Source organism: Streptomyces sp. NPDC092952, from assembly GCF_044754785.1.
Classification (GTDB): domain Bacteria; phylum Actinomycetota; class Actinomycetes; order Streptomycetales; family Streptomycetaceae; genus Streptomyces.
In genome coordinates this window covers 16,798-37,315 of record NZ_JBIVPT010000009.1, presented here as the reverse complement: position 1 = coordinate 37,315, position 20,518 = coordinate 16,798, and the positions used below count along the sequence as shown (strand labels likewise).

Sequence of the window (20,518 nt, the reverse complement as noted above, 5' to 3'; positions counted from 1 at the left end):
CCATGAAGCTCGGCGCGGTCGTGATCACCATGGGCAATCGCCCGGAGGAGCTCCGCGCCCTCCTCGATTCGGTCGCCGCGCAGGAGGGCGACCGGATCGAGGTGGTGGTCGTCGGCAACGGCGCCCCCGTACCCGACGTCCCCGCGGGCGTCCGGACCGTCGAGCTGCCGGAGAACCTGGGCATCCCCGGCGGCCGCAACGTCGGCATCGAGGCCTTCGGCCCGTCCGGCGCCGACGTGGACGCCCTGCTCTTCCTCGACGACGACGGGCTGCTGCCGCGCACCGACACCGCCGAGCTGTGCCGCCGGGCCTTCGAGGACGACCCGCGGCTGGGCATCGTCAGCTTCCGGATCGCCGACCCGGACACCGGCGTCACCCAGCGCCGCCACGTGCCGCGGCTGCGCGCCTCCGACCCGATGCGCTCCTCCCGCGTGACGACCTTCCTCGGCGGCGCCAACGCCGTACGCACCAAGGTCATCGCCGAGGTCGGCCCGCTGCCGGGGCAGTTCTTCTACGCGCACGAGGAGACCGACCTCGCCTGGCGGGCGCTGGACGCCGGCTGGATGATCGACTACCGCGCGGACATGGTGCTCAGCCACCCCACGACCGCCCCCTCGCGGCACGCGGTCTACCACCGGATGGTGGCCCGCAACCGGGTCTGGCTGGCGCGCCGCAACCTGCCCGCCCCCCTGGTGCCGGTCTACCTCGGGGTGTGGATGCTGCTGACCCTGCTCCGCAAGCCCTCCGGGGCCGCGCTGAAGGCGTGGTTCGGCGGCTTCCGGGAGGGCTGGTCCACGCCGTGCGGAACCCGGCGCCCGATGAAGTGGCGCACGGTCTGGCGGCTGACCCGCCTCGGCCGACCGCCCGTGATCTGAGAGAGACCCCCCTCTGAGAGCATGGGACGTACGTTTTCCCTTTGGGACCTGTCCGCTCCGAGCCGCGCCCGCGACTGGCTGCGCATCTTGAATACGAGAGTTTCATCTGGTGAGTGACACAACCCACGACGGTGCGGTCGCCCTGGGCACCCCGCCGTCCGCCGACGACGGCCTGAGCCCGGCCGAGCTGGCCGCCAAGTACGGCCTGACGGTGAGCGGCGCCCGGCCGGGGCTCTTCGAGTACATCCGGCAGCTCTGGGGCCGGCGCCACTTCATCATGGCGTTCTCCAGGGCGAAGCTGACCGCCCAGTACAGCCAGGCCAAGCTGGGCCAGCTGTGGCAGGTGGCCACGCCGCTGCTCAACGCCCTGGTCTACTACTTGATCTTCGGGCTGATCCTGGGCACCCGGAAGGGAATGACCCAGGAGGTCTTCATCCCGTTCCTGGTGACCGGGGTGTTCGTCTTCACCTTCACGCAGAGCTCCGTCATGGCCGGGGTGCGGGCCATCTCCGGCAACCTGGGGCTGGTCCGGGCGCTGCACTTCCCACGCGCCTCGCTGCCCGTCTCGTTCTCGCTCCAGCAGCTCCAGCAGCTGCTGTTCTCGATGATCGTCCTCGGGGTCGTGGCCGTCGCCTTCGGCAGCTATCCGGGTCTCTCCTGGCTGCTGATCATCCCGGCGCTGGCCATGCAGTTCGTCTTCAACACCGGTCTGGCGCTGATCATGGCCCGGCTCGGCAGCAAGACCCCCGACCTGGCCCAGCTGATGCCGTTCGTCATGCGGACCTGGATGTACGCCTCGGGCGTCATGTTCTCCATCCCGGTGATGCTCAAGGACAAGCCGGCCTGGATCGCCGACCTGCTCCAGTACAACCCGGCGGCCATCTACATGGACCTGATCCGCTTCGCGCTGATCGACGGCTACGGTTCGAGCAACCTGCCCGCGCACGTCTGGATCGTGGCGCTCGCCTGGGCGGTCCTGGTCGGGCTGGTGGGCTTCGTGTACTTCTGGAAGGCAGAGGAACGGTACGGCCGTGGCTGACGACAAGACCCAGGGGCGCGTCCCCACCGTCATCGCCGACGATGTGCACATCGTGTACCGGGTCAACGGCGCGGGCGGCGGCAAGGGCAGCGCCACCGCGGCGCTGAGCCGGATACTGCGCCGGGGCAAGGGCGAGCCCCGCGGGGTGCGCAAGGTCCACGCGGTGCGCGGTGTCACCTTCACCGCCTACCGGGGCGAGGCGATCGGCCTCATCGGCACCAACGGCTCCGGCAAGTCGACGCTGCTGCGGGCCATCGCCGGTCTGCTGCCGACGGAGAAGGGCAAGGTCTACACCGACGGCCAGCCCTCGCTGCTCGGGGTCAACGCGGCGCTGATGAGCGATCTGACCGGTGAGCGCAACGTGGTGCTCGGCGGCCTCGCCATGGGCATGTCCCGCGAGGAGATCCGCGAGCGCTACCAGGGCATCGTCGACTTCTCGGGGATCAACGAGAAGGGCGACTTCATCACCCTGCCGATGCGCACGTACTCCTCCGGCATGGCCGCGCGGCTGCGGTTCTCCATCGCCGCCGCGAAGAACCACGACGTCCTCATGATCGACGAGGCGCTGGCGACCGGTGACCGCAAGTTCCAGATCCGCTCCGAGAAGCGCATCCGGGAGCTCCGCAAGGAGGCGGGCACCGTCTTCCTGGTCAGCCACAGCAACAAGTCCATCCGGGACACCTGCGACCGGGTGCTCTGGCTGGAGAAGGGCGAGCTCCTGATGGACGGCCCGACGGACGAGGTGCTCAAGGCGTACGAGCGCGAGACGGGCAAGTAGCGCCCGCTGCTCCGCTCCCGACGGTCCCCGCCGGCCATCCCGGCGGGGACCGTCGCGCTGTGCGGACCGGCGGCCGTGCCGCCCCGGGCGGCGTGTCCACGCCCGGCGGTATGCGCCGTTCCCGATCTCGTCCCGTCGGATGACGCCAAATACCTTGATCCGTCAGAAGGTTGGCGGGGCGTCGGGCGGAGGGGCGGGGCGGCCCGCACCCCGCCGTATGGATGAGCGTTGTACAACGTAAGCTGTACCGGTGCTGATTCGAGGCAAGTGGGGCGATCGTCCCTGGTGCACGGCCCGTAGCCAGCGCTCCGCACTCGGCCGACCGGGCGGCGTGTCCGGAATGGGATGTTTTGGGTCAGCGGTGTAGAACGGGAGATGTGGCGGCAATGACGGAAGATCTCCAGCTCCGGGGTGCTCACGCCGTCCCAGCACCGGGCGGCGACCGGTGACCCCGACGCACGTCGACGAAGCGGTGCCCGGCACGCTCGACAAGGCCGCGCACGAGAACTTCCCCGTAGCCCCCTTCTTCCTGCCCCGGGCCTGGCGGGACGACCTGATGGCCGTCTACGGCTACGCCCGCCTCGTCGACGACATCGGCGACGGCGACCTGGCGCCCGGCGGCGCGGACGCCCGCCATCTCGGCCTCGGTCCGGAGGCGGCCGCGGACCGGCTCGCCATGCTCGACGCCCTGGAGACCGACCTGCGCAAGGTCTTCGACACCTCCGGCGGCGCCCCCCGCCACCCCCTGCTGCGCGCGCTGCGCCCCACCGTGCGGCGCCGCGCCCTCACCCCGGAGCCCTTCCTCGGCCTCCTGGAGGCGAACCGGCAGGACCAGACGGTCCGCCGCTACGGGACGTACGAGGAACTCCTGGCCTACTGCGAGCTGTCCGCCAACCCCGTGGGCCGGCTCGTCCTCCAGATCACCGGCACCGCCAGCCCCGAGCGCGTCCGCCGCTCCGACGCCGTCTGCACCGGACTCCAGATCGTCGAGCACCTCCAGGACGTCGCCGAGGACCTCGGCCGCGACCGGATCTACCTGCCCGCCGACGACATGGCGCGGTTCCACGTCACCGAGGCCGACCTCGCCGCCCCCTCGGCGGGCGCGGCGGTCCGTTCACTGATCGCGTACGAGGCCGAACGCGCCCGCGCGCTGCTGGACGAGGGCATCCCCCTGGTGGGCAGCGTCGACGGCAGGCTCAAGCTGCTGCTCGCCGGATTCGTGGCGGGCGGGACCGCAGCCCTGGGCGCGATCACGGCCGCCGGGTTCGACGTACTGCCCGGCCCGCCCAAGCCCAGCAAGCCCGGACGGCTGCGCGAAGTGGGAGTTGTCTTGCGAGAAGCGCGTGGAGAGGGGTGAGCCGGACCGTGGAGGGACAGACGACGTACATGTCGGCACCGGTACAGGCCGCATACAGTTACTGCGAGGCGGTCACCGGACAGCAGGCGCGTAACTTCGCCTACGGGATCAGGCTGCTGCCGACCGAGAAGCGGCAGGCCATGTCGGCGCTGTACGCCTTCTCCCGCCGGGTCGACGACATCGGCGACGGCGAGCTCGACCCGGAGACCAAGCGGGTCCGGCTGGAGAGCACCCGCACCGTCCTGGACCGGATCCGCGACGGAGCGGTCGAGGAGGACGACACCGACCCGGTGGCCGTCGCGCTCGCCGATGCCGCGCGCCGCTTCCCGCTGCCGCTCGGCGGGCTCGACGAGCTCATCGACGGTGTGCTGATGGACGTGCGCGGAGCGACCTACGAGACCTGGGACGACCTCAAGGTCTACTGCCGCTGCGTCGCGGGCTCCATCGGCCGCCTCAGCCTGGGCTTCTTCGGGACCGAACCCGGCGCACCCGGCGCCGAACGGGCCGCGGAGTACGCCGACACCCTCGGCCTCGCGCTCCAGCTCACCAACATCCTGCGCGACGTCCGCGAGGACGCGGGCAACGGGCGCACCTACCTGCCCGCCGACGACCTCGCCAAGTTCGGCTGCTCGGCCGGCTTCCACCAGTCCGTTCCCCCGCCCGGCTCGGACTTCGCGGGGCTGGTCCACTTCGAGGTGCGGCGGGCCCGCGCCCTGTTCGCCGAGGGGTACCGGCTGCTGCCCATGCTGGACCGGCGCAGCGGGGCCTGCGTGGCGGCCATGGCGGGCATCTACCGGCGGCTGCTGGACCGGATCGAGCGCGACCCCGGGGCCGTGCTGCGCGGCCGGGTCTCGCTGCCGGGCCACGAGAAGGCGTACGTCGCCGTCCGCGGGCTGTCGGGCCTCGACGCCCGGCACGTCTCCCGGCGGACCGCCAGGGGGCGTACCTGATGCGCCGTGAGGACATCTCGCGCACCATGTGCACCACGGAGAACCGGCCGTGCCGACGATCAACCCCGTGCCGCGACGGTGCGTCCCTGACTGATGTGACCTGGCGGAAGGAGAACGCATGACGCACGACGCACCGGGCGCCGCCCGCGCGGTCGTGGTCGGCGGCGGCCTCGCCGGCGTCACCGCGGCCCTGCGTCTCGCCGACGCCGGGCTTGACGTGACCCTGCTCGAAGGACGGCCCCGGCTCGGCGGCCTCGCCTTCTCCTTCCGGCGCGGCGAACTGACGATCGACAACGGACAGCACGTTTATTTGCGCTGCTGCACCGCCTACCGCTGGTTCCTCGACCGGGTCGGCGGCGCCCACCTCGCGCCGCTCCAGGACCGGCTGGACGTACCCGTGCTCGACGTCGGACGCGCCTCGGGCCCCCGGCTCGGCCGGCTGCGCCGCAACGGCCTGCCGGTCCCCTTCCACCTGGCCGCCGGGCTGGTCGGCTACCCGCACCTCTCGCTCGCCGAGCGGGCGAGCGTCGGACGGGCCGCGCTGGCGCTCGGCCGGCTCGACCTGGACGACCCCGCCCTCGACGCCGTCGACTTCGGCAGCTGGCTCGCCCGGCACGGCCAGTCGCCGCGCACCATCGAGGCCCTGTGGGACCTCGTCGGCGTCGCCACGCTCAACGCCACCGCCCCCGACTCCTCGCTGGCGCTCGCCGCGAAGGTCTTCAAGACCGGTCTCCTCTCCGAGCCCGGCGCCGCCGACATCGGCCTGCCCCGCGTACCGCTGGGCGAGGTGCACGACACGCTGGCGCGCAAGGCCCTCGACGCCGCCGGGGTCCGCACCGAACTGCGGACCAAGGCCACCGGCCTCACCCGCACGGCGGAAGGCCGGTGGACGGTGCTGACCGGCGGCGAACGGATCGAGGCGGACACCGTCGTCCTCGCCGTCCCGCAGCACGAGGCGCACGGCCTGCTCCCCGAGGGCGCGCTCGAAGACCCCGACCGGCTGCTCGCCATCGGCACCTCGCCGATCCTCAACGTGCACGTCGTCTACGACCGCAAGGTGCTGCGCCGCCCGTTCTTCGCCGCGCTCGGCTCCCCGGTCCAGTGGGTCTTCGACCGGACGGACGCCTCCGGGCTCACCGGCCCCGGGCAGTACCTCGCGGTCTCCCAGTCCGCCGCGGGCGACGAGATCGACCTGCCCGTCGCCGAGCTGCGCGCCCGCTACCTGCCCGAGCTGGAGCGGCTGCTGCCCGCCGCCCGCGGGGCCGGCATCCGGGACTTCTTCGTCACCCGGGAGCGGACGGCGACCTTCGCCCCCACCCCGGGCGTGGGCCGCCTGCGGCCGGGGGCCCGTACCAGGCTGCCCGGCCTCGGTCTGGCCGGGGCGTGGACGGCCACCGGCTGGCCCGCCACGATGGAGGGCGCCGTACGCAGCGGATCCAGCGCGGCGGACGTCGCGCTCCGGGCGCTCGGCCGCACCCATGAACATCCGCTGCAGGAGGCGGCATGAGCAGTACCACCGGAACAAGAGGAGAGTCAGTGACCCCGGCGAATACGGCTTCCGACACCGTGGCCGACACCACGGATGTCACCGCGCTTCTGGAGCGCGGACGAGCCCTTTCCGCTCCGGTGCTCCGGGCCGCCGTCGACCGGCTCGCACCGCCCATGGACACCGTCGCCGCCTACCACTTCGGCTGGATCGACGCCCAGGGGCGGCCCGCCGACGGCGACGGCGGCAAGGCCGTCCGCCCGGCCCTCGCCCTGCTGTCCGCGGAGGCCGCCGGTGCCGCCCCCGAGGCGGGCGTCCCCGGCGCCGTCGCCGTCGAACTGGTGCACAACTTCTCGTTGCTGCACGACGACCTGATGGACGGCGACGAACAGCGCCGCCACCGCGACACGGTCTGGAAGGTGCACGGCCCCGCCCAGGCCATCCTGGTCGGCGACGCGCTCTTCGCCCTCGCCAGCGAGGTCCTGCTGGAGCTCGGCACCGTCGAGGCGGGCCGCGCCACCCGCCGGCTGACCACGGCCAGCCGCAAGCTCATCGACGGCCAGGCCCAGGACATCTCGTACGAGCACCGCGAGCGGGTCACCGTCGAGGAGTGCCTGGAGATGGAGGGCAACAAGACCGGCGCCCTGCTCGCCTGCGCCTGCTCGATCGGCGCGGTGCTCGGCGGCGCCGACGACCGCACCGCCGACACCCTGGAGGCGTACGGCTACCACCTCGGTCTCGCCTTCCAGGCCGTCGACGACCTGCTCGGCATCTGGGGCGACCCCGAGTCGACCGGCAAGCAGACCTGGAGCGACCTGCGCCAGCGCAAGAAGTCGCTGCCGGTCGTCGCCGCGCTGGCCGCGGGCGGCCCGGCGTCGGAGCGGCTGGGCGAACTGCTCGCCGCCGACGCCAAGAGCAGCGATTTCGACAGCTTCTCCGAAGAGGAGTTCGCCGCCCGCGCGGCGCTCATCGAGGAGGCGGGCGGCCGCGACTGGACCGCCCAGGAGGCCCGTCGGCAGCATGCGGTCGCCATCGAGGCGCTGCACCGCGTCGACATGCCGCAGACCGTGCGGGCGCAGCTCACGGCGCTCGCGGACTTCGTCGTCGTACGAAAGAGATGATGACCATCTGCTCCATATGACTCGCAGTCGCCGGCCGGTGCCCTGAAAGGCACCGGCCGACGGAGACCCCAGCACAGCAGAGGACCTACTGCACGAAGGGGAAGCCATGACAGCGACGACCGACGGAAGCACCGGGGCCGTGAACTCCCGGGCGGCCTCGGCCAGCGAACCGACCGACACAACCACCGCGGACGGTGTGTTCGACGCCGCGCGGCAGGCCGCGGAGCGCTCGGTGGAGCACCTCCTCGGCCGGCAGGACGAGCAGGGCTGGTGGAAGGGCGACCTCGCCACCAACGTCACGATGGACGCCGAGGACCTGCTGCTCCGCCAGTTCCTCGGCATCCAGGACCCCGACACGGTACGGGCGGCCGCCCTCTTCATCCGCGGCGAACAGCTCGGGGACGGCACCTGGGCCACCTTCCACGAAGGGCCCGGCGACCTCTCCGCCACCATCGAGGCGTACGTGGCCCTGCGGCTGGCCGGGGACCGGCCGGACGAACCGCACATGTCCCGCGCCTCGGCCTGGATCAGGGAACAGGGCGGGATCGCCGCCTCCAGGGTCTTCACCCGGATCTGGCTGGCGCTCTTCGGCTGGTGGAAGTGGGACGACCTCCCCGAACTCCCGCCCGAGCTGATGTTCTTCCCCAAGTGGGCACCGCTCAACATCTACGACTTCGGCTGCTGGGCCCGCCAGACCATCGTGCCGCTCACCATCGTCTCGGCGAAGCGGCCGGTCCGCCCGGCCCCCTTCCCGCTCGACGAACTGCACACCGACGCCCGCAACCCGGCCCCGCCCCGCCGCCCCGCCCCGGCCGCCAGCTGGGACGGCGTCTTCCAGCGCCTGGACAAGGCGCTGCACCTCTACCGCCGGATCGCCCCGCGCGGGGTGCGCCGGACCGCGATGAACACCGCGGTCCGCTGGATCATCGAGCGCCAGGAGAACGACGGCTGCTGGGGCGGCATCCAGCCCCCCGCCGTCTACTCCGTCATCGCCCTGCACCTGATGGGCTACGACCTCGACCACCCGGTGATGCGCGCCGGGCTCGAATCGCTCGACCGGTTCGCGGTGTGGCGCGAGGACGGCGCCCGGATGATCGAGGCGTGCCAGTCGCCGGTGTGGGACACCTGCCTCGCCACCATCGCGCTCGCCGACGCCGGGGTCCGCGCCGACCACCCGGCCCTGGTGCGGGCCGCGGACTGGATGCTCGACGAGGAGATCGTCCGGCCCGGCGACTGGACGGTGCGCCGCCCCCGGCTCGAACCGGGCGGCTGGGCCTTCGAGTTCCACAACGACAACTACCCGGACATCGACGACACCGCCGAGGTGGTCCTCGCGCTGCGCCGGGTCCGCCACCCCGATCCGGCGAGGATCGAGGCCGCGATCCGGCGCGGCGTGCGCTGGAGCGTCGGCATGCAGTCCCGCAACGGTGCCTGGGGCGCCTTCGACGCGGACAACACCAGCCCGTTCCCCAACCGCCTGCCGTTCTGCGACTTCGGCGAGGTCGTCGACCCGCCGTCCGCCGACGTCACCGGGCACGTGGTGGAGATGCTCGCCGTCGAGGGGCGCTCCGGCCACCCCGTCACCCGGCGCGGCATCCGGTGGCTCCTGTCCGAACAGGAGGAGAGCGGCGCCTGGTTCGGCCGCTGGGGCGTCAACTACGTGTACGGCACGGGGTCGGTGGTCCCCGCACTGGTGGCCGCCGGGCTCCCGGGGACGCACCCGGCGGTCCGGCGCGCGGTCGGCTGGCTGGAGTCCGTGCAGAACGACGACGGCGGCTGGGGCGAGGACCTGCGCTCCTACCAGGAGGAGAAGTGGATCGGCCACGGCGCCTCGACCGCCTCCCAGACGGCCTGGGCGCTGCTGGCGCTGCTGGCGGCGGGGGAGCGCGACGGCCAGGCCGTACGGCGGGGCGTCCGCTGGCTCTGTGAGACCCAGCGGGCCGACGGGTCCTGGGACGAGCCGTACTTCACCGGCACCGGTTTCCCGTGGGACTTCTCCATCAACTACCACCTCTACCGCCAGGTCTTCCCGCTCACCGCGCTCGGACGGTACGTGTACGGCGAACCCTTCGCCGACCGCGTGGCCGTCCCGAAGGGGGCCTGATGGCCGACGGGCCGGGGGCGGCCGCCCCCGCCGCTCCGCTGCTGATCGCCTGTGCGCTCGGCATCGAGCGGTTCGCCCTGGCCCGCGGCCGGGCCGGGGCGGGCGACGCCCCCGGACCGGTCACCGTGCTCCGTACCGGCATGGGCCCCGAGGCGGCCGAGGCGGCCGTCGCGCGGGCGCTCGGCCGGGCCGGGGCGGCCGGTTCGGCGGTCCTGGCCTCCGGGTTCTGCGCCGGGCTGCGGCCCGGAATGCGGCCCGGGGACCTGGTGGTCGCCGACGAGACCCGGGAGGCCGGGGAGTCGACGGCCTGCACCGGCACGGGCCTGCTGGTCGAGGCCCTGGCCAGGGCGGTGCCCGGCCGTACCGTCCACACCGGTCCGCTGACCGGCTCCGACCATGTCGTACGCGGACATGAGCGGGCCGGGCTGCGCGCCACCGGGGCGATCGCGGTGGACATGGAGTCCGCCGCGACCCTGCGCACCGCCCTGCGCTCCGGGCCACGCCCGGTTGCCGCCGTCCGGGTGGTCGTGGATGCTCCGGAGCATGAGCTCGTTCGCATCGGGACGATACGCGGTGGAATATCGGCTTTCCGTGTCCTCCGTGCCGTCCTGCCTGCTTTCTACGAATGGCACCGATCCTTGCTGCTCCCCAGGAGGTGAGCCAGATGGCCATGCCGCTCCGTCAGTCCATCAAGGTTGCTACGTATCTCATCGAACAGAAGATTCGTAAGCGGGACAAGTTCCCGCTCATTGTGGAACTGGAACCCCTGTTCGCCTGCAATCTCGCCTGCGAGGGCTGCGGGAAGATCCAGCACCCCGCGGGCGTGCTCAAGCAGCGCATGCCGGTGGCGCAGGCCGTGGGCGCGGTGCTCGAATCGGGGGCCCCGATGGTCTCCATCGCGGGTGGCGAACCGCTGATGCACCCGCAGATCGACGAGATCGTCCGGCAGCTCGTCGCGCGCAGGAAGTACGTCTTCCTGTGCACCAACGCGATGCTGATGCGGAAGAAGATGGAGAAATTCACTCCCTCGCCGTATTTCGCCTTTGCCGTGCACATCGACGGACTGCGCGAACGGCACGACGAATCCGTGGCCAAGGAAGGTGTTTTCGACGAGGCGGTGGCGGCGATCAAGGAGGCCAAGCGGCGCGGCTTCCGGGTCACCACGAACTCCACCTTCTTCAACACCGACACCCCGCAGACCATCATCGAGGTGCTCAATTACCTCAACGACGACCTGAAGGTCGACGAAATGATGATCTCGCCCGCCTACGCCTACGAGAAGGCGCCCGTCCAGGACCACTTCCTGGGCGTGGAGCAGACCCGTGAACTCTTCAGGAAGGCGTTCGCGGGCGGCAACCGCTCCCGCTGGCGGCTGAACCACTCGCCGCTCTTCCTGGACTTCCTGGAGGGCAAGGCGGACTTCCCGTGCACCGCCTGGGCCATTCCGAACTACTCGCTGTTCGGCTGGCAGCGGCCCTGCTACCTGATGAGCGACGGGTACGTACCGACCTACCGTCAGCTCATCGAGGAGACCGACTGGGACAAGTACGGCCGGGGCAAGGACCCGCGCTGCGACAACTGCATGGCGCACTGCGGCTACGAGCCCACCGCGGTGCTCGCCACCATGGGGTCGCTCAAGGAGTCCCTGCGCGCGGCGCGCGAGACCGTCTCCGGGAACCGCTGACGACGGGGCCGCGGACGGACCGGCGGCCCGGGACCACCCCGGGCCGCCGGTCCGGCGGTGCTCCCGGGCGGGGCCGCCGCCGGCACACGAGCAGGGAAGGGGGCCCGACCGTGACGATCCTGGAGTCCATCCGGGGGCCGCACGACCTCAAGGCGCTGAACGGAGGACGGCTCGGCGAACAGGCCGACGACATCGGGGAGTTCCTCGTCGTCGCGGTGGCCGGGACCGGTAGTCGCCCGGGGTCCGGCCCCGGGGCGGTGGAGCCCTCCCTCGCGCCGCACCGCGCGTCCGGCCCGCCCGCCGGCCGCGTCCTCCGGGACGCCGGGCACCGGAGCCGTGCGCACGGGCTGCCCACCGGGCGGCCCCGGAACGCCACCGAGCACCCCAGGAACGAGGAGAACGGGCGATGACGGACGACCGGCCCCAGGGCTTCGACCTGACGCGGCTGCTGGCCGAGCGCGGCGCCGAACGCTACGAACTGCACACCCGGCACCTCAACCACCAACTGCCCCGGATGCTGCACACCATCGGCTTCGACAAGGTCTACGAACGGGCCGAGGGCGCCCACTTCTGGGACGCGGAGGGCAACGACTACCTCGACATGCTCGCCGGCTTCGGCGTGATGGGCCTCGGGCGCCACCACCCCGTCGTCCGCAAGGCGCTGCACGACGTGCTGGACGCCTCGCTGGCCGACCTGACCCGCTTCGACTGCCAGCCGCTGCCCGGACTGCTGGCCGAGCGGCTGCTCGCGCACAGCCCGCACCTGGACCGGGTCTTCTTCGGCAACAGCGGCACCGAGGCGGTCGAGACGGCGCTGAAGTTCGCCCGCTACGCCACTGGCAGACCCCGTGTCCTGTACTGCGCCCACGCCTTCCACGGGCTCACGACGGGCTCCCTCTCGGTCAACGGCGAGAAGGGCTTCCGGGACGGCTTCGCGCCGCTGCTGCCCGACACCGCCATCGCGCTCGGCGACCTCGACGCGCTCCGGCGCGAGCTGGCCCGCGGCGACGTGGCGGCGCTGGTCGTGGAGCCGATCCAGGGCAAGGGGGTCCACGCCGCGCCCCCCGGCTTCCTGCGCGCGGCGCAGGAGCTCCTCCACCGGCACAAGGCGCTGCTCATCGCCGACGAGGTGCAGACCGGCCTCGGCCGCACCGGCGACTTCTACGCGTACCAGCACGAGGAGGGCGTCGAGCCCGATCTCGTCTGCGTCGCCAAGGCACTCTCCGGCGGCTACGTGCCGGTCGGCGCGACCCTGGGCAAGGACTGGATCTTCCGCCGCGTCTACTCCTCGATGGACCGGGTGCTGGTGCACTCCGCGAGCTTCGGCTCCAACGCCCAGGCGATGGCCGCCGGGCTCGCGGTGCTCGCGGTGATGGAGGACGAGGAGATCGTCGCCCGTGCGCGCCGCACCGGCGACCTGCTGCGGGAGCGGCTGACCGCCCTGGTCGACCGGTACGAGCTGCTGCACGAGGTGCGCGGGCGCGGGCTGATGATCGGCATCGAGTTCGGCCGGCCGTCCTCGCTGAAGCTGCGCAGCCGCTGGACGATGCTCCAGGCGGCCCGCAAGGGGCTCTTCGCGCAGATGGTCGTGGTGCCGCTGCTCCAGAAGCACCGCATCCTCACCCAGGTCTCGGGCGACCACCTGGAGGTGATCAAGCTGATTCCGCCGCTGGTGATCGACGAGGCGGACGTCGACCGGTTCGTGGCGGCCTTCACCGAGGTGATGGACGACGCACACGGCGGGGGTGGGCTCATGTGGGACTTCGGGAGGACACTGGTGAAGCAGGCGGTGGCCAACCGCTGAGGGTTTTTGCCTGAGAGGCAAGAAATTTGCCTCTCAGGCAGGTTGCCTGGCCCAATGGGTACATGAATCCTCCCGAAGGAGGGGCGGCCGAGGAGCTGCCCGGTGTCGCGCCCCGCCTGCGCGACCTGCGCAGGAGCCGCGGCCTCACCCTGGAGAGCGCGGCGCAGCGGGCCGGGCTCTCGCCCGCCCATCTCTCCCGGCTCGAAACGGGCCGCCGTCAGCCCTCGCTGCCGATGCTCCTGGGCCTCGCCCGGATCTACGGCACGACCGTCTCCGAGCTCCTCGGCGAGATGCCCCCGGAGCGCGACGCGGTCATCCGGGGCGGTGCGTACGAGGGGGCCGAGGCCGACGGCTGGATGTACCGGCGGGCCGGCGGCTCCGGCCGGGCCATGCAGGCCCTCCGCGTCCGGGTCCCGCCCGGCGCCCAGGGCGATCTCGTCCGGGTCCACCCCGGCGAGGAATGGCTCTACGTGCTCTCCGGGCACCTCCGCGTCTGGCTCGGGGACACCGTGCACGACCTCGCCCCCGGCGACAGCGCGCACTTCGACTCCCTCACCCCGCACCGGATCACGGCCACCGGCCGGGAGGGCGCCGAGCTCCTCTTCGTCCACACCCTGCTGCAGAGCCCCGCCGCCGAGCTGTGCCTCGGCGGCGGAATCCACCACTGAGACCGGTTCCCGGTCGCCAGAGAGGACCGTCATGTCCGATTCCGAGAACTACGACCCGCTCGGTTCCAGCAAGCACTACGAGGCCCAGGAGTCCAAGTTCCCGCGCGGCATCGTGATCCGGCTCATCGCCTATCTCGTCGCCGGGCACGTCGTCGCCGCCTTCCTCTACCTGCTGTTCGAGGTGGCAGGCAAGGGCTGAGCGCCCCCGGTCACGCCTGGTCGAGGAGCCGGTCGCGCAGCCGCTCCCGGGTCTCGGGAGCGAGACCGAGCCCCTCGGAGAAGTACCGCTCCGCGGAGCCCCAGGTCTCCTCGATGGTGTCGAAGGCCGCGGCGAGATACTCGGCGCGGGCGCCGAAGAGCGGGTTCAGCAGCTCCATGACCTCGGCCGACATCCCGGCGGGCGAGGTGTCGCTGCGGCGTATCCGGTAGCGGCGGTGCGCGTCGTTGGACTTGAGGTAGTCGGCCTCGATGGCCTCGCGCTCGACCCCGACGGCCAGCAGCGACACCGCGATCGACAGCCCCGCCCGGTCCTTGCCCGCCGCGCAGTGCATCAGCGCGGGCACACTGTCCTCGGCCAGGGCGTGCAGCACCCGGCCGTGCTCGGCGGTGCGCTCCCGGATGATCGAACGGTACGAGGCGACCATCCGGGCCACCCCCTTGCCGTCGCCGAGGACGGAGCGCAGCTGGTCCATGTCGCCGTCCCGGACCATGCGCCAGAACTCCGCGCCGTCGGCCGGGTCGGAGAGCGGGATGCTCACGTTCCGCACACCCGGCAGCTCCACGTCCGCGCCGTCGAGGCGGCGGTCGGCGGAGTTGCGGAAGTCGAAGACCGTGTGCAGCCCCAGGCCGCCCAGGAAGGCGGCGTCCTCGGTGGTGGCGTGCGCCAGGTGACCGCTGCGGAAGAGCCGCCCGTACCGCACCCGCCGGCCGCCCACGGTGGGCAGACCGCCCACGTCGCGGAAGTTGCGGACGCCCGCCAGCTCGGGCTCCGTCGACGGGACCTGCGGCAGCTGCTGCGTCACGGTTACTCCAGGAATGTCCGGCGCCGCTGGTCGTCGGCGGCACGACTGCCGCGACCCTACGGCATCGATTCCTCAGGCAACCATCTCGGGCCCCGGCTGTCGATACCCGGGCGAACCCGGGTCTGTCGGCGGCCCGCCCACCCGGCGCATCCCCCCGAGGCACCGTTGCCCGCACCTCCCCGGCGGCCGATGATGTGCGGAACTGTCGGAAAATGGGGGCGCGATGATCGAGACGGGTCGTACCGGCCGTACCTGGCTGCTCACCGGCGAGAACAGCGGCTACGCACTGGCACTGACCGAACGGGACGAGCTGCTCCATCTGCACTGGGGCCCGAGGATCGGACTCGCCGCCGCCGAGGCCCTGGCGGCCGCACCCGACCTCCCCCACCGGAGCTTCGAATCCCCCCTCGACGGCCACGAGGAGTACCCGGTCGAGGGCGGCCCCCGGTTCGTCCGCCCCGCGCTCTCGGTCCGCACCCCGCTCGTCCGCGGCACCGAGTGGACCTTCCGGGGTGCCGGGACCGACGGCGACGAACTGCGGATCGGCTTCACCGACGCCGTGCACCGGCTCGGCCTCACCCTGCACTACCGGATGCGGGACGACTCCGACGTCGTGGAGCGCTGGGCCACCGTCGCCCACACCGGTCCGGACGGCCCGCCGCTGGAACTGCTGCGCGCCGACGCGGCCGCCTGGTCGCTGCCGGCCCGGGACGGCTGGCGGATCGGCCGGCTGCACGGCCGCTGGTCGGCCGAGACCCGGATCGAGCGCGCGGAACTGCTCCACGGCGAGAGCGTCATCTCCAGCAGGCGCGGCCACACCGGCCACCAGTACCTGCCGTGGGCCGCGCTGGACGCCGACGGCGCGGCGACCGAGGAGAGCGGCGAGGTCTACGGCTGCGCGCTCGGCTGGTCCGGCTCCTGGCGGATCTGCGTGCAGCGGCTGCCCGACGGGCTCGTCCAGATCACCGGCGGCGCCGGGCACGACGAGTCCGGGCTGCTCAGGCTCGCCCCGGGGGAGTCGTACACCACGCCCGTCTTCGCCGGGCTCTGGAGCGACCGGGGCTTCGGCGGGGCCAGCCGCGCCTGGCACGCCTGGCAGCTGGCCCATGTGATCCCGGACGCCGGGACCCTTCGGCCGGTGCTCTACAACTCCTGGGAGGCGACCGGCTTCGACATCTCGCTGGACCAGCAGCGGACCCTGGCCCGGCGTGCCGCGGACATGGGGGTGGAGCTGTTCGTGGTGGACGACGCCTGGTTCGGGCGGCGGACCAGCGACCGGGCCGGACTCGGCGACTGGACCCCGAACCCGGACCGGTTCCCCGGCGGGCTGAAGCCGCTCGCCGACGAGGTGCACGCACTCGGCATGCGGTTCGGCATCTGGGTCGAACCGGAGATGGTCAACCCCGACAGCGACCTCTACCGGGCGCACCCCGACTGGGTCCAGCACGTCCCCGGCCGGACCCGCACCGAGTACCGCAACCAGCTGGTGCTCAATCTGGCCAGGCCCGATGTCCGGGAGTACCTCTGGGAGCAGCTGGACGCACTGCTCTCCGGTACCCCCGTCGACTACGTGAAATGGGACTTCAACCGCTGTTTCACCGACCCCGGCTGGCCCGGCGAGGAGTACCCGCAGCGGATCTGGACCGCCCATGTGGACGCCCTGTACGCGCTGATCGACCGGCTCAGGGCCGCGCACCCGCACGTCGCCTTCGAGTCCTGCTCGGGCGGCGGCGGCCGGATCGACCTGGGCATCCTCTCCCGTACCGACCAGGTGTGGACCTCCGACAACACCGATCCGCTCGACCGGCTCGCCATCCAGGAGGGGTTCAGTCACCTCCACCCGGCCCGGGTGATGGCCGCCTGGGTCACCGACAGCCCGAACCGCCAGCTCAACGGCAGGGTCAGTTCGCTGCGTTTCCGGTTCGTGAGCGCGATGGCCGGAGTGCTCGGCATCGGCGGGAACCTCGCCGAGTGGAGCGAGGAGGAGCTGGCCGAGGCGCGTGGCTGGGTGGATCTCTACAAGGAGATCCGCCCCGTGGTGCAGCAGGGCGCGCTGTACCGGCTGCGCGAACCGCGCGGCGGACTCGGCGCCGTCCAGTACGTGCACGGCGAGGAGACCGTGGTCCTGATGTGGCTGGAGGCGCAGCGGTACGGGGAGCGCCCGCCGGCCCTGCGGCTGCGCGGGCTCGACCCCGCTGCCACGTACACCTGCCGGGACACGGGGGCGGTCCACCACGGTGCGGTCCTGTTCCACCAGGGACTGGACACCGGACTCCGGGGCGATCTCGACGCGCGGGTGCTGCGCCTGCGACAGGACTGAGCAGCCGGGCATGTCCGTAATGCGCGCTTTTTACGAACATCTCCCGCTTATAAGGGAGATGGTCGGCGGCCCGTGAGCGGGATCATATTCGTGACGGTGTGTGGCGGCGGACGGGACGGGAATTCCTTTCGCCGCGCGGAATAACAAGATCCGTAATCCACGGAGGGTGACCGGAATTCCGTTCCGAATTCCCGAAGCGGAATACCGGCGGGGAACCAGGTGCTTGTTCTCGCCGTCCCGGCTCGCTTACGGTCACCGCATTCCGGACGGCCCGCCCAATCCTGCCGCCGACCGGAATTCACATCCACTTATCGCGTGGCAGGAGCGGGGGAACCAGGTAGGCCGCCGGCCGGAGAGATCCGGACGGCTAGGGGTGAAGCCGCACACCGTGCGGCCGGGCATCTCCAGCCCGAACCCGACAGCTCACCTCGCAGGCGCCGGAGAGGAAAGACGCCATGCCCATCACGGGTAAGCACCGCCGTCCCAAGGTCGGCCCCATCGCCCGAGGCTTCGCCGCGGTCAGCACCGGTGGCGCCGTCATCGCACTGCCGCTGCTCGGTGCCACCGGCGCCCACGCCGCCGACCAGGCCACCACGCCGGAGCAGGCCCCCGTCGCGCACACCGCGCCGAAGGCCGCCCCGCAGGCCGGACCCGCCACGTACTCCGTCGTCCCCGGCGACTACCTGTCGAAGATCGCGGCCGAGCACCACGTCGCGGGCGGCTGGCAGAAGCTGTACCAGGACAACCGCGAGGTCGTCGGCGGAAACCCCAGCCTGATCCTCCCCGGCATGAAGCTGACCCTCGGCGCCGCCGCCGGTACGGCCGCGCCCACCGGTGCCGCAGCCGGTACGGCCGCACCGTCGAAGGCCGCCCCGGCCGCCGAGCAGCCCGCCCCGGCGGACCAGGCGGACCCGGCTGCGGAGGAGGCCCCGGCCCCCGCCCCGGCCACCGAGGACACCGGCTCCGGCTACGTCCACCCGGTCCCCGGCAACCACACCACCAACTACCGGGCCTCCGGCTCCAACTGGTCCAGCGGCAGCCACACCGGCATCGACTTCCCCGTCTCCACCGGCACCGGCGTCAAGGCCATCACCTCCGGCACCGTCGTCACCGCCGGCTGGGGCGGCGCCTACGGCAACCAGGTCGTCGTCAAGCACGCCGACGGCCACTACTCGCAGTACGGCCACCTGTCCTCCCTCTCCGTCTCGGCGGGCCAGTCCGTGAGCGCCGGCCAGCAGGTCGGCCTCTCGGGCGCCACCGGCAACGTCACCGGCCCGCACCTCCACTTCGAGGTCCGCACCGGCCCCGAGTACGGTTCGGACATCGACCCGATCGCCTACCTGGCCTCGCACGGCATCTCCGTCTGAGCGTGACCCGGAGCAGGACGAAGGAAGGGGCGGTGCGCGGTGGCGCACCGCCCCTTCCGCCTATTCCCCCTTTGCCAAAAACTGACCGGGTGGTCTATGTCACCACCCGTCAACCCTTTATTACGGTCGCGTAGGTCACATTCGACGGTGCAGGATAAGCGCTTGTGGCAGACGATTCGAGAAAAATGCAGCGTGGCGTCAACAACCGACAGGGCGTCATCGGGTCGTACGCGGCGATCGGCGACAGCTTCACCGAGGGAGTCGGTGACCCCGGCCCGGACGGAACATTCGTCGGCTGGGCGGACCGGTTCGCGGTACTTCTCGCGGACCAACTCCCGGACCCCGATACGGCACACGACGCCGAAGGACCCGCACACCCGGAATTCCGATACGCCAATCTCGCCGTACGCGGACGCCTCCTCGACCAGATCGTCGAGGAGCAGGTGCCGCGTGCCAAGGAGCTCGCCCCCGACCTGGTGAGCTTCTGCGCGGGGGGCAACGACATCATCCGGCCAGGAACCGACCCCGACGACGTGGCCGAACGCTTCGAGCGCGCCGTCGCCGAGCTCACCGGCGCGGTCGGCACGGTCATGGTCACCACCGGCTTCGACACCCGGGGCATTCCCGTCCTGCGCCATCTGCGCGGCAAGGTCGCGACGTACACCGCCCATGTGCGGGCCATCGCCGACCGCTACGACTGCCCGGTCCTGGACCTGTGGTCGCTGCGGTCCGTCCAGGACCGGCGCGCCTGGGACGACGACCGGCTCCACCTGTCGCCCGAGGGGCACACCAGGGTCGCGCTGCGCGCCGCCCAGGTCCTCGGCATCGACATACCGGCCGACCCCGACCAGGAATGGCCCCCGCAGGCCCAGCGAGGCACCCTGGAGGTCCGGCGCGACGACATCCACTGGGCGCGCGAGCACCTGGTGCCCTGGATCGGGCGGCGGCTGCGCGGCGAGTCCTCCGGCGACCACGTCGAGGCCAAGCGCCCCGACCTGCTGCCGCTGTAGCCCCGCGGATCCGTTCCCGACGCACCGCCGCCGCCCGGCGGACGTGGCCGAAGCTCAGCCGCGCCCGCCGGGCAGTAGCGGTGAGGCGGGTATCCGCTCCAGCACACCGCCCGCGAAGACGTCGTACAGCGGCAGCGTCTCCAGGTGCACATAGCCGATGTGGCAGTCGCAGACCGCCAGCGGGCAGGCGCGCGGCCGCAGCGCCCGCCGGTAGCTCCCGTCGTAGAGATTGCCGAGCGGCGCCGGGACGAAGTGGCAGCGCCGCACGGTGCCCTCCCCGTCCACCGAGATCACCGACTCACCGGTCCGGCACGGCAGCCCGGCCGAACGGTGCGGATCCCGGCTGTACGGGAAGAGCGGATCGATCGCCGTCCAGCGGTCCGCCTCCGCGTCGGTGTAGCGGTGGCCCTCCGCCGCGTTCACCCAGAGATAGACCTCCTCGGGCAGCGCGGCCCGCAGCCTCCGCGCCTCCTCCAGATGGGCGTCCAGCCCGACGATCCCGACGCTGTGCCGGATCCCGAGCGCGCCGAGCTCCCCGCACTTGGCGAGGAACCGCTCGTACGGCGTCTGCCCCGGGTGGTACGTGCACCACAGGGCGATCTTCTCCCGCCCCGCAGCTCCCGCTTCGGCCAGCCAGCCCGTACGGCTGCTCAGATTGGTCTGGATCGCCACCCGGGCCACGTGCGGCAGCCCCGCCAGCTCCACCAGCGCCCGGCGGTACCAGGAGCGGACCAGGCCCTCGCCCCACGGGGTGAACAGCACCGAGATCCGGTCGCCGGTCTGCTCCGCCACCCACGCCGTGAACCGCTCCAGCGCCGCCCGGTCGGCCCGCAGCTGCTCCCGGCTGTCGCGCCGCTTGGCGAACGGGCAGTACGGGCAGTCGTAGTCGCAGGAGGCCAGCGGGCCCCGGTACAGGATCGTCAGCTCCATCGA

At 72.2% G+C, this 20,518-nt stretch carries 19 protein-coding genes and 1 riboswitch; of the genes, 17 read left to right on the top strand and 2 right to left on the bottom strand.

From position 1 onward, the window contains the following. Window positions 1-2 precede the first annotated feature (2 nt). The 14 genes from ACIQGQ_RS22060 (at window position 3) to ACIQGQ_RS21995 (ending at window position 14,065) form a co-directional block, all read left to right on the top strand. Window positions 3-875: a glycosyltransferase gene (locus ACIQGQ_RS22060; RefSeq protein ID WP_352274692.1), complete on the top strand. Its 873-nt coding sequence runs from the start codon at window positions 3-5 to the stop codon at window positions 873-875. 109 nt (window positions 876-984) lie between these two features. After that, window positions 985-1,914: an ABC transporter permease gene (locus ACIQGQ_RS22055; RefSeq protein WP_402398337.1), complete on the top strand. Its 930-nt coding sequence runs from the start codon at window positions 985-987 to the stop codon at window positions 1,912-1,914. Continuing rightward, a complete protein-coding gene (locus ACIQGQ_RS22050; protein WP_352274690.1) occupies window positions 1,907-2,692 on the top strand; it encodes an ABC transporter ATP-binding protein in 786 nt (261 codons plus the stop codon). Before ACIQGQ_RS22055 ends, ACIQGQ_RS22050 begins: the two co-directional genes overlap by 8 nt. A gap of 445 nt (window positions 2,693-3,137) precedes the next feature. Further along, complete coding sequence (gene hpnC, locus ACIQGQ_RS22045; protein WP_402398336.1) at window positions 3,138-4,049, top strand: squalene synthase HpnC; 912 nt, start codon at window positions 3,138-3,140, stop codon at window positions 4,047-4,049. Between the two features lie 29 nt (window positions 4,050-4,078). Continuing rightward, on the top strand, window positions 4,079-4,999 hold the full coding sequence (hpnD, locus tag ACIQGQ_RS22040) for a presqualene diphosphate synthase HpnD (RefSeq protein WP_402398335.1): 921 nt from the start codon (window positions 4,079-4,081) through the stop codon (window positions 4,997-4,999). Between the two features lie 118 nt (window positions 5,000-5,117). Further along, the gene (hpnE, locus tag ACIQGQ_RS22035) at window positions 5,118-6,506 is read left to right on the top strand and encodes a hydroxysqualene dehydroxylase HpnE (RefSeq protein WP_402398334.1); all 1,389 of its coding nucleotides are present in this window, start codon (window positions 5,118-5,120) and stop codon (window positions 6,504-6,506) included. Continuing rightward, complete coding sequence (locus ACIQGQ_RS22030; protein WP_402398333.1) at window positions 6,503-7,606, top strand: polyprenyl synthetase family protein; 1,104 nt, start codon at window positions 6,503-6,505, stop codon at window positions 7,604-7,606. Before hpnE ends, ACIQGQ_RS22030 begins: the two co-directional genes overlap by 4 nt. A 106-nt stretch (window positions 7,607-7,712) precedes the next feature. Further along, window positions 7,713-9,710, top strand: coding sequence for a squalene--hopene cyclase (gene shc / locus ACIQGQ_RS22025; protein WP_402398332.1), 1,998 nt, complete (start codon window positions 7,713-7,715; stop codon window positions 9,708-9,710). Further along, window positions 9,710-10,369: a 1-hydroxy-2-methyl-2-butenyl 4-diphosphate reductase gene (locus ACIQGQ_RS22020; protein WP_402398331.1), complete on the top strand. Its 660-nt coding sequence runs from the start codon at window positions 9,710-9,712 to the stop codon at window positions 10,367-10,369. The genes shc and ACIQGQ_RS22020 overlap by 1 nt, the downstream gene beginning before the upstream one ends. Before the next feature lie 5 nt (window positions 10,370-10,374). Further along, window positions 10,375-11,394, top strand: coding sequence for an adenosyl-hopene transferase HpnH (gene hpnH / locus ACIQGQ_RS22015; RefSeq protein ID WP_352274683.1), 1,020 nt, complete (start codon window positions 10,375-10,377; stop codon window positions 11,392-11,394). Between the two features lie 110 nt (window positions 11,395-11,504). After that, a complete protein-coding gene (locus ACIQGQ_RS22010) occupies window positions 11,505-11,804 on the top strand; it encodes a 1-deoxy-D-xylulose-5-phosphate synthase N-terminal domain-containing protein (protein WP_402398330.1) in 300 nt (99 codons plus the stop codon). Next, window positions 11,801-13,198 carry an aspartate aminotransferase family protein gene (locus ACIQGQ_RS22005; protein ID WP_402398329.1) on the top strand — a complete coding sequence of 466 codons (1,398 nt, stop codon included), beginning with the start codon at window positions 11,801-11,803 and terminating at the stop codon, window positions 13,196-13,198. The genes ACIQGQ_RS22010 and ACIQGQ_RS22005 overlap by 4 nt, the downstream gene beginning before the upstream one ends. A gap of 62 nt (window positions 13,199-13,260) precedes the next feature. Then, window positions 13,261-13,866 carry an XRE family transcriptional regulator gene (locus tag ACIQGQ_RS22000; protein WP_366299391.1) on the top strand — a complete coding sequence of 202 codons (606 nt, stop codon included), beginning with the start codon at window positions 13,261-13,263 and terminating at the stop codon, window positions 13,864-13,866. A gap of 31 nt (window positions 13,867-13,897) precedes the next feature. Beyond that, on the top strand, window positions 13,898-14,065 hold the full coding sequence (locus tag ACIQGQ_RS21995; RefSeq protein ID WP_366299392.1) for a DUF6126 family protein: 168 nt from the start codon (window positions 13,898-13,900) through the stop codon (window positions 14,063-14,065). A 10-nt stretch (window positions 14,066-14,075) separates the two neighbouring features. Here ACIQGQ_RS21995 and ACIQGQ_RS21990 read toward each other — a convergent pair whose 3' ends face one another. Then, window positions 14,076-14,888, bottom strand: a complete 813-nt coding sequence (locus ACIQGQ_RS21990) for a tyrosine-protein phosphatase (protein ID WP_402398328.1) — start codon at window positions 14,886-14,888, stop codon at window positions 14,076-14,078. A gap of 223 nt (window positions 14,889-15,111) precedes the next feature. Between ACIQGQ_RS21990 and ACIQGQ_RS21985 the strand changes: the two genes are divergently transcribed. The 3 genes from ACIQGQ_RS21985 (at window position 15,112) to ACIQGQ_RS21975 (ending at window position 19,585) form a co-directional block, all read left to right on the top strand. Then, on the top strand, window positions 15,112-17,208 hold the full coding sequence (locus ACIQGQ_RS21985; RefSeq protein ID WP_402398327.1) for an alpha-galactosidase: 2,097 nt from the start codon (window positions 15,112-15,114) through the stop codon (window positions 17,206-17,208). A gap of 295 nt (window positions 17,209-17,503) precedes the next feature. Continuing rightward, window positions 17,504-17,660, top strand: a riboswitch (cyclic di-AMP (ydaO/yuaA leader). 3 nt (window positions 17,661-17,663) lie between these two features. Next, window positions 17,664-18,575 (top strand): peptidoglycan DD-metalloendopeptidase family protein, encoded by a 912-nt coding sequence (locus ACIQGQ_RS21980; RefSeq protein ID WP_402398326.1) that lies wholly within the window; start codon window positions 17,664-17,666, stop codon window positions 18,573-18,575. 164 nt (window positions 18,576-18,739) lie between these two features. Then, on the top strand, window positions 18,740-19,585 hold the full coding sequence (locus ACIQGQ_RS21975) for an SGNH/GDSL hydrolase family protein (RefSeq protein WP_402398325.1): 846 nt from the start codon (window positions 18,740-18,742) through the stop codon (window positions 19,583-19,585). 54 nt (window positions 19,586-19,639) lie between these two features. Here ACIQGQ_RS21975 and ACIQGQ_RS21970 read toward each other — a convergent pair whose 3' ends face one another. After that, entirely contained in the window at window positions 19,640-20,515 is an 876-nt protein-coding gene (locus ACIQGQ_RS21970; RefSeq protein ID WP_402398324.1) for an STM4011 family radical SAM protein, read from the bottom strand. Window positions 20,516-20,518: the final 3 nt, after the last annotated feature.

Excerpts from the sequence above, each read along its gene's own strand:
- ACIQGQ_RS22030 (WP_402398333.1), top strand. The coding sequence starts at position 6,503 with ATGAGCAGTACCACCGGAACAAGAGGAGAGTCAGTGACCCCGGCGAAT.
- ACIQGQ_RS22000 (WP_366299391.1), top strand. The coding sequence starts at position 13,261 with ATGAATCCTCCCGAAGGAGGGGCGGCCGAGGAGCTGCCCGGTGTCGCG.
- ACIQGQ_RS21980 (WP_402398326.1), top strand. The coding sequence starts at position 17,664 with ATGCCCATCACGGGTAAGCACCGCCGTCCCAAGGTCGGCCCCATCGCC.
- ACIQGQ_RS22060 (WP_352274692.1), top strand. The coding sequence starts at position 3 with ATGAAGCTCGGCGCGGTCGTGATCACCATGGGCAATCGCCCGGAGGAG.
- ACIQGQ_RS21995 (WP_366299392.1), top strand. The coding sequence starts at position 13,898 with ATGTCCGATTCCGAGAACTACGACCCGCTCGGTTCCAGCAAGCACTAC.
- ACIQGQ_RS22020 (WP_402398331.1), top strand. The coding sequence starts at position 9,710 with ATGGCCGACGGGCCGGGGGCGGCCGCCCCCGCCGCTCCGCTGCTGATC.
- hpnD (WP_402398335.1), top strand. The coding sequence starts at position 4,079 with ATGTCGGCACCGGTACAGGCCGCATACAGTTACTGCGAGGCGGTCACC.
- shc (WP_402398332.1), top strand. The coding sequence starts at position 7,713 with ATGACAGCGACGACCGACGGAAGCACCGGGGCCGTGAACTCCCGGGCG.
- hpnE (WP_402398334.1), top strand. The coding sequence starts at position 5,118 with ATGACGCACGACGCACCGGGCGCCGCCCGCGCGGTCGTGGTCGGCGGC.
- hpnH (WP_352274683.1), top strand. The coding sequence starts at position 10,375 with ATGGCCATGCCGCTCCGTCAGTCCATCAAGGTTGCTACGTATCTCATC.
- ACIQGQ_RS21985 (WP_402398327.1), top strand. The coding sequence starts at position 15,112 with ATGATCGAGACGGGTCGTACCGGCCGTACCTGGCTGCTCACCGGCGAG.
- ACIQGQ_RS22005 (WP_402398329.1), top strand. The coding sequence starts at position 11,801 with ATGACGGACGACCGGCCCCAGGGCTTCGACCTGACGCGGCTGCTGGCC.
- ACIQGQ_RS21970 (WP_402398324.1), bottom strand. The coding sequence starts at position 20,515 with ATGGAGCTGACGATCCTGTACCGGGGCCCGCTGGCCTCCTGCGACTAC.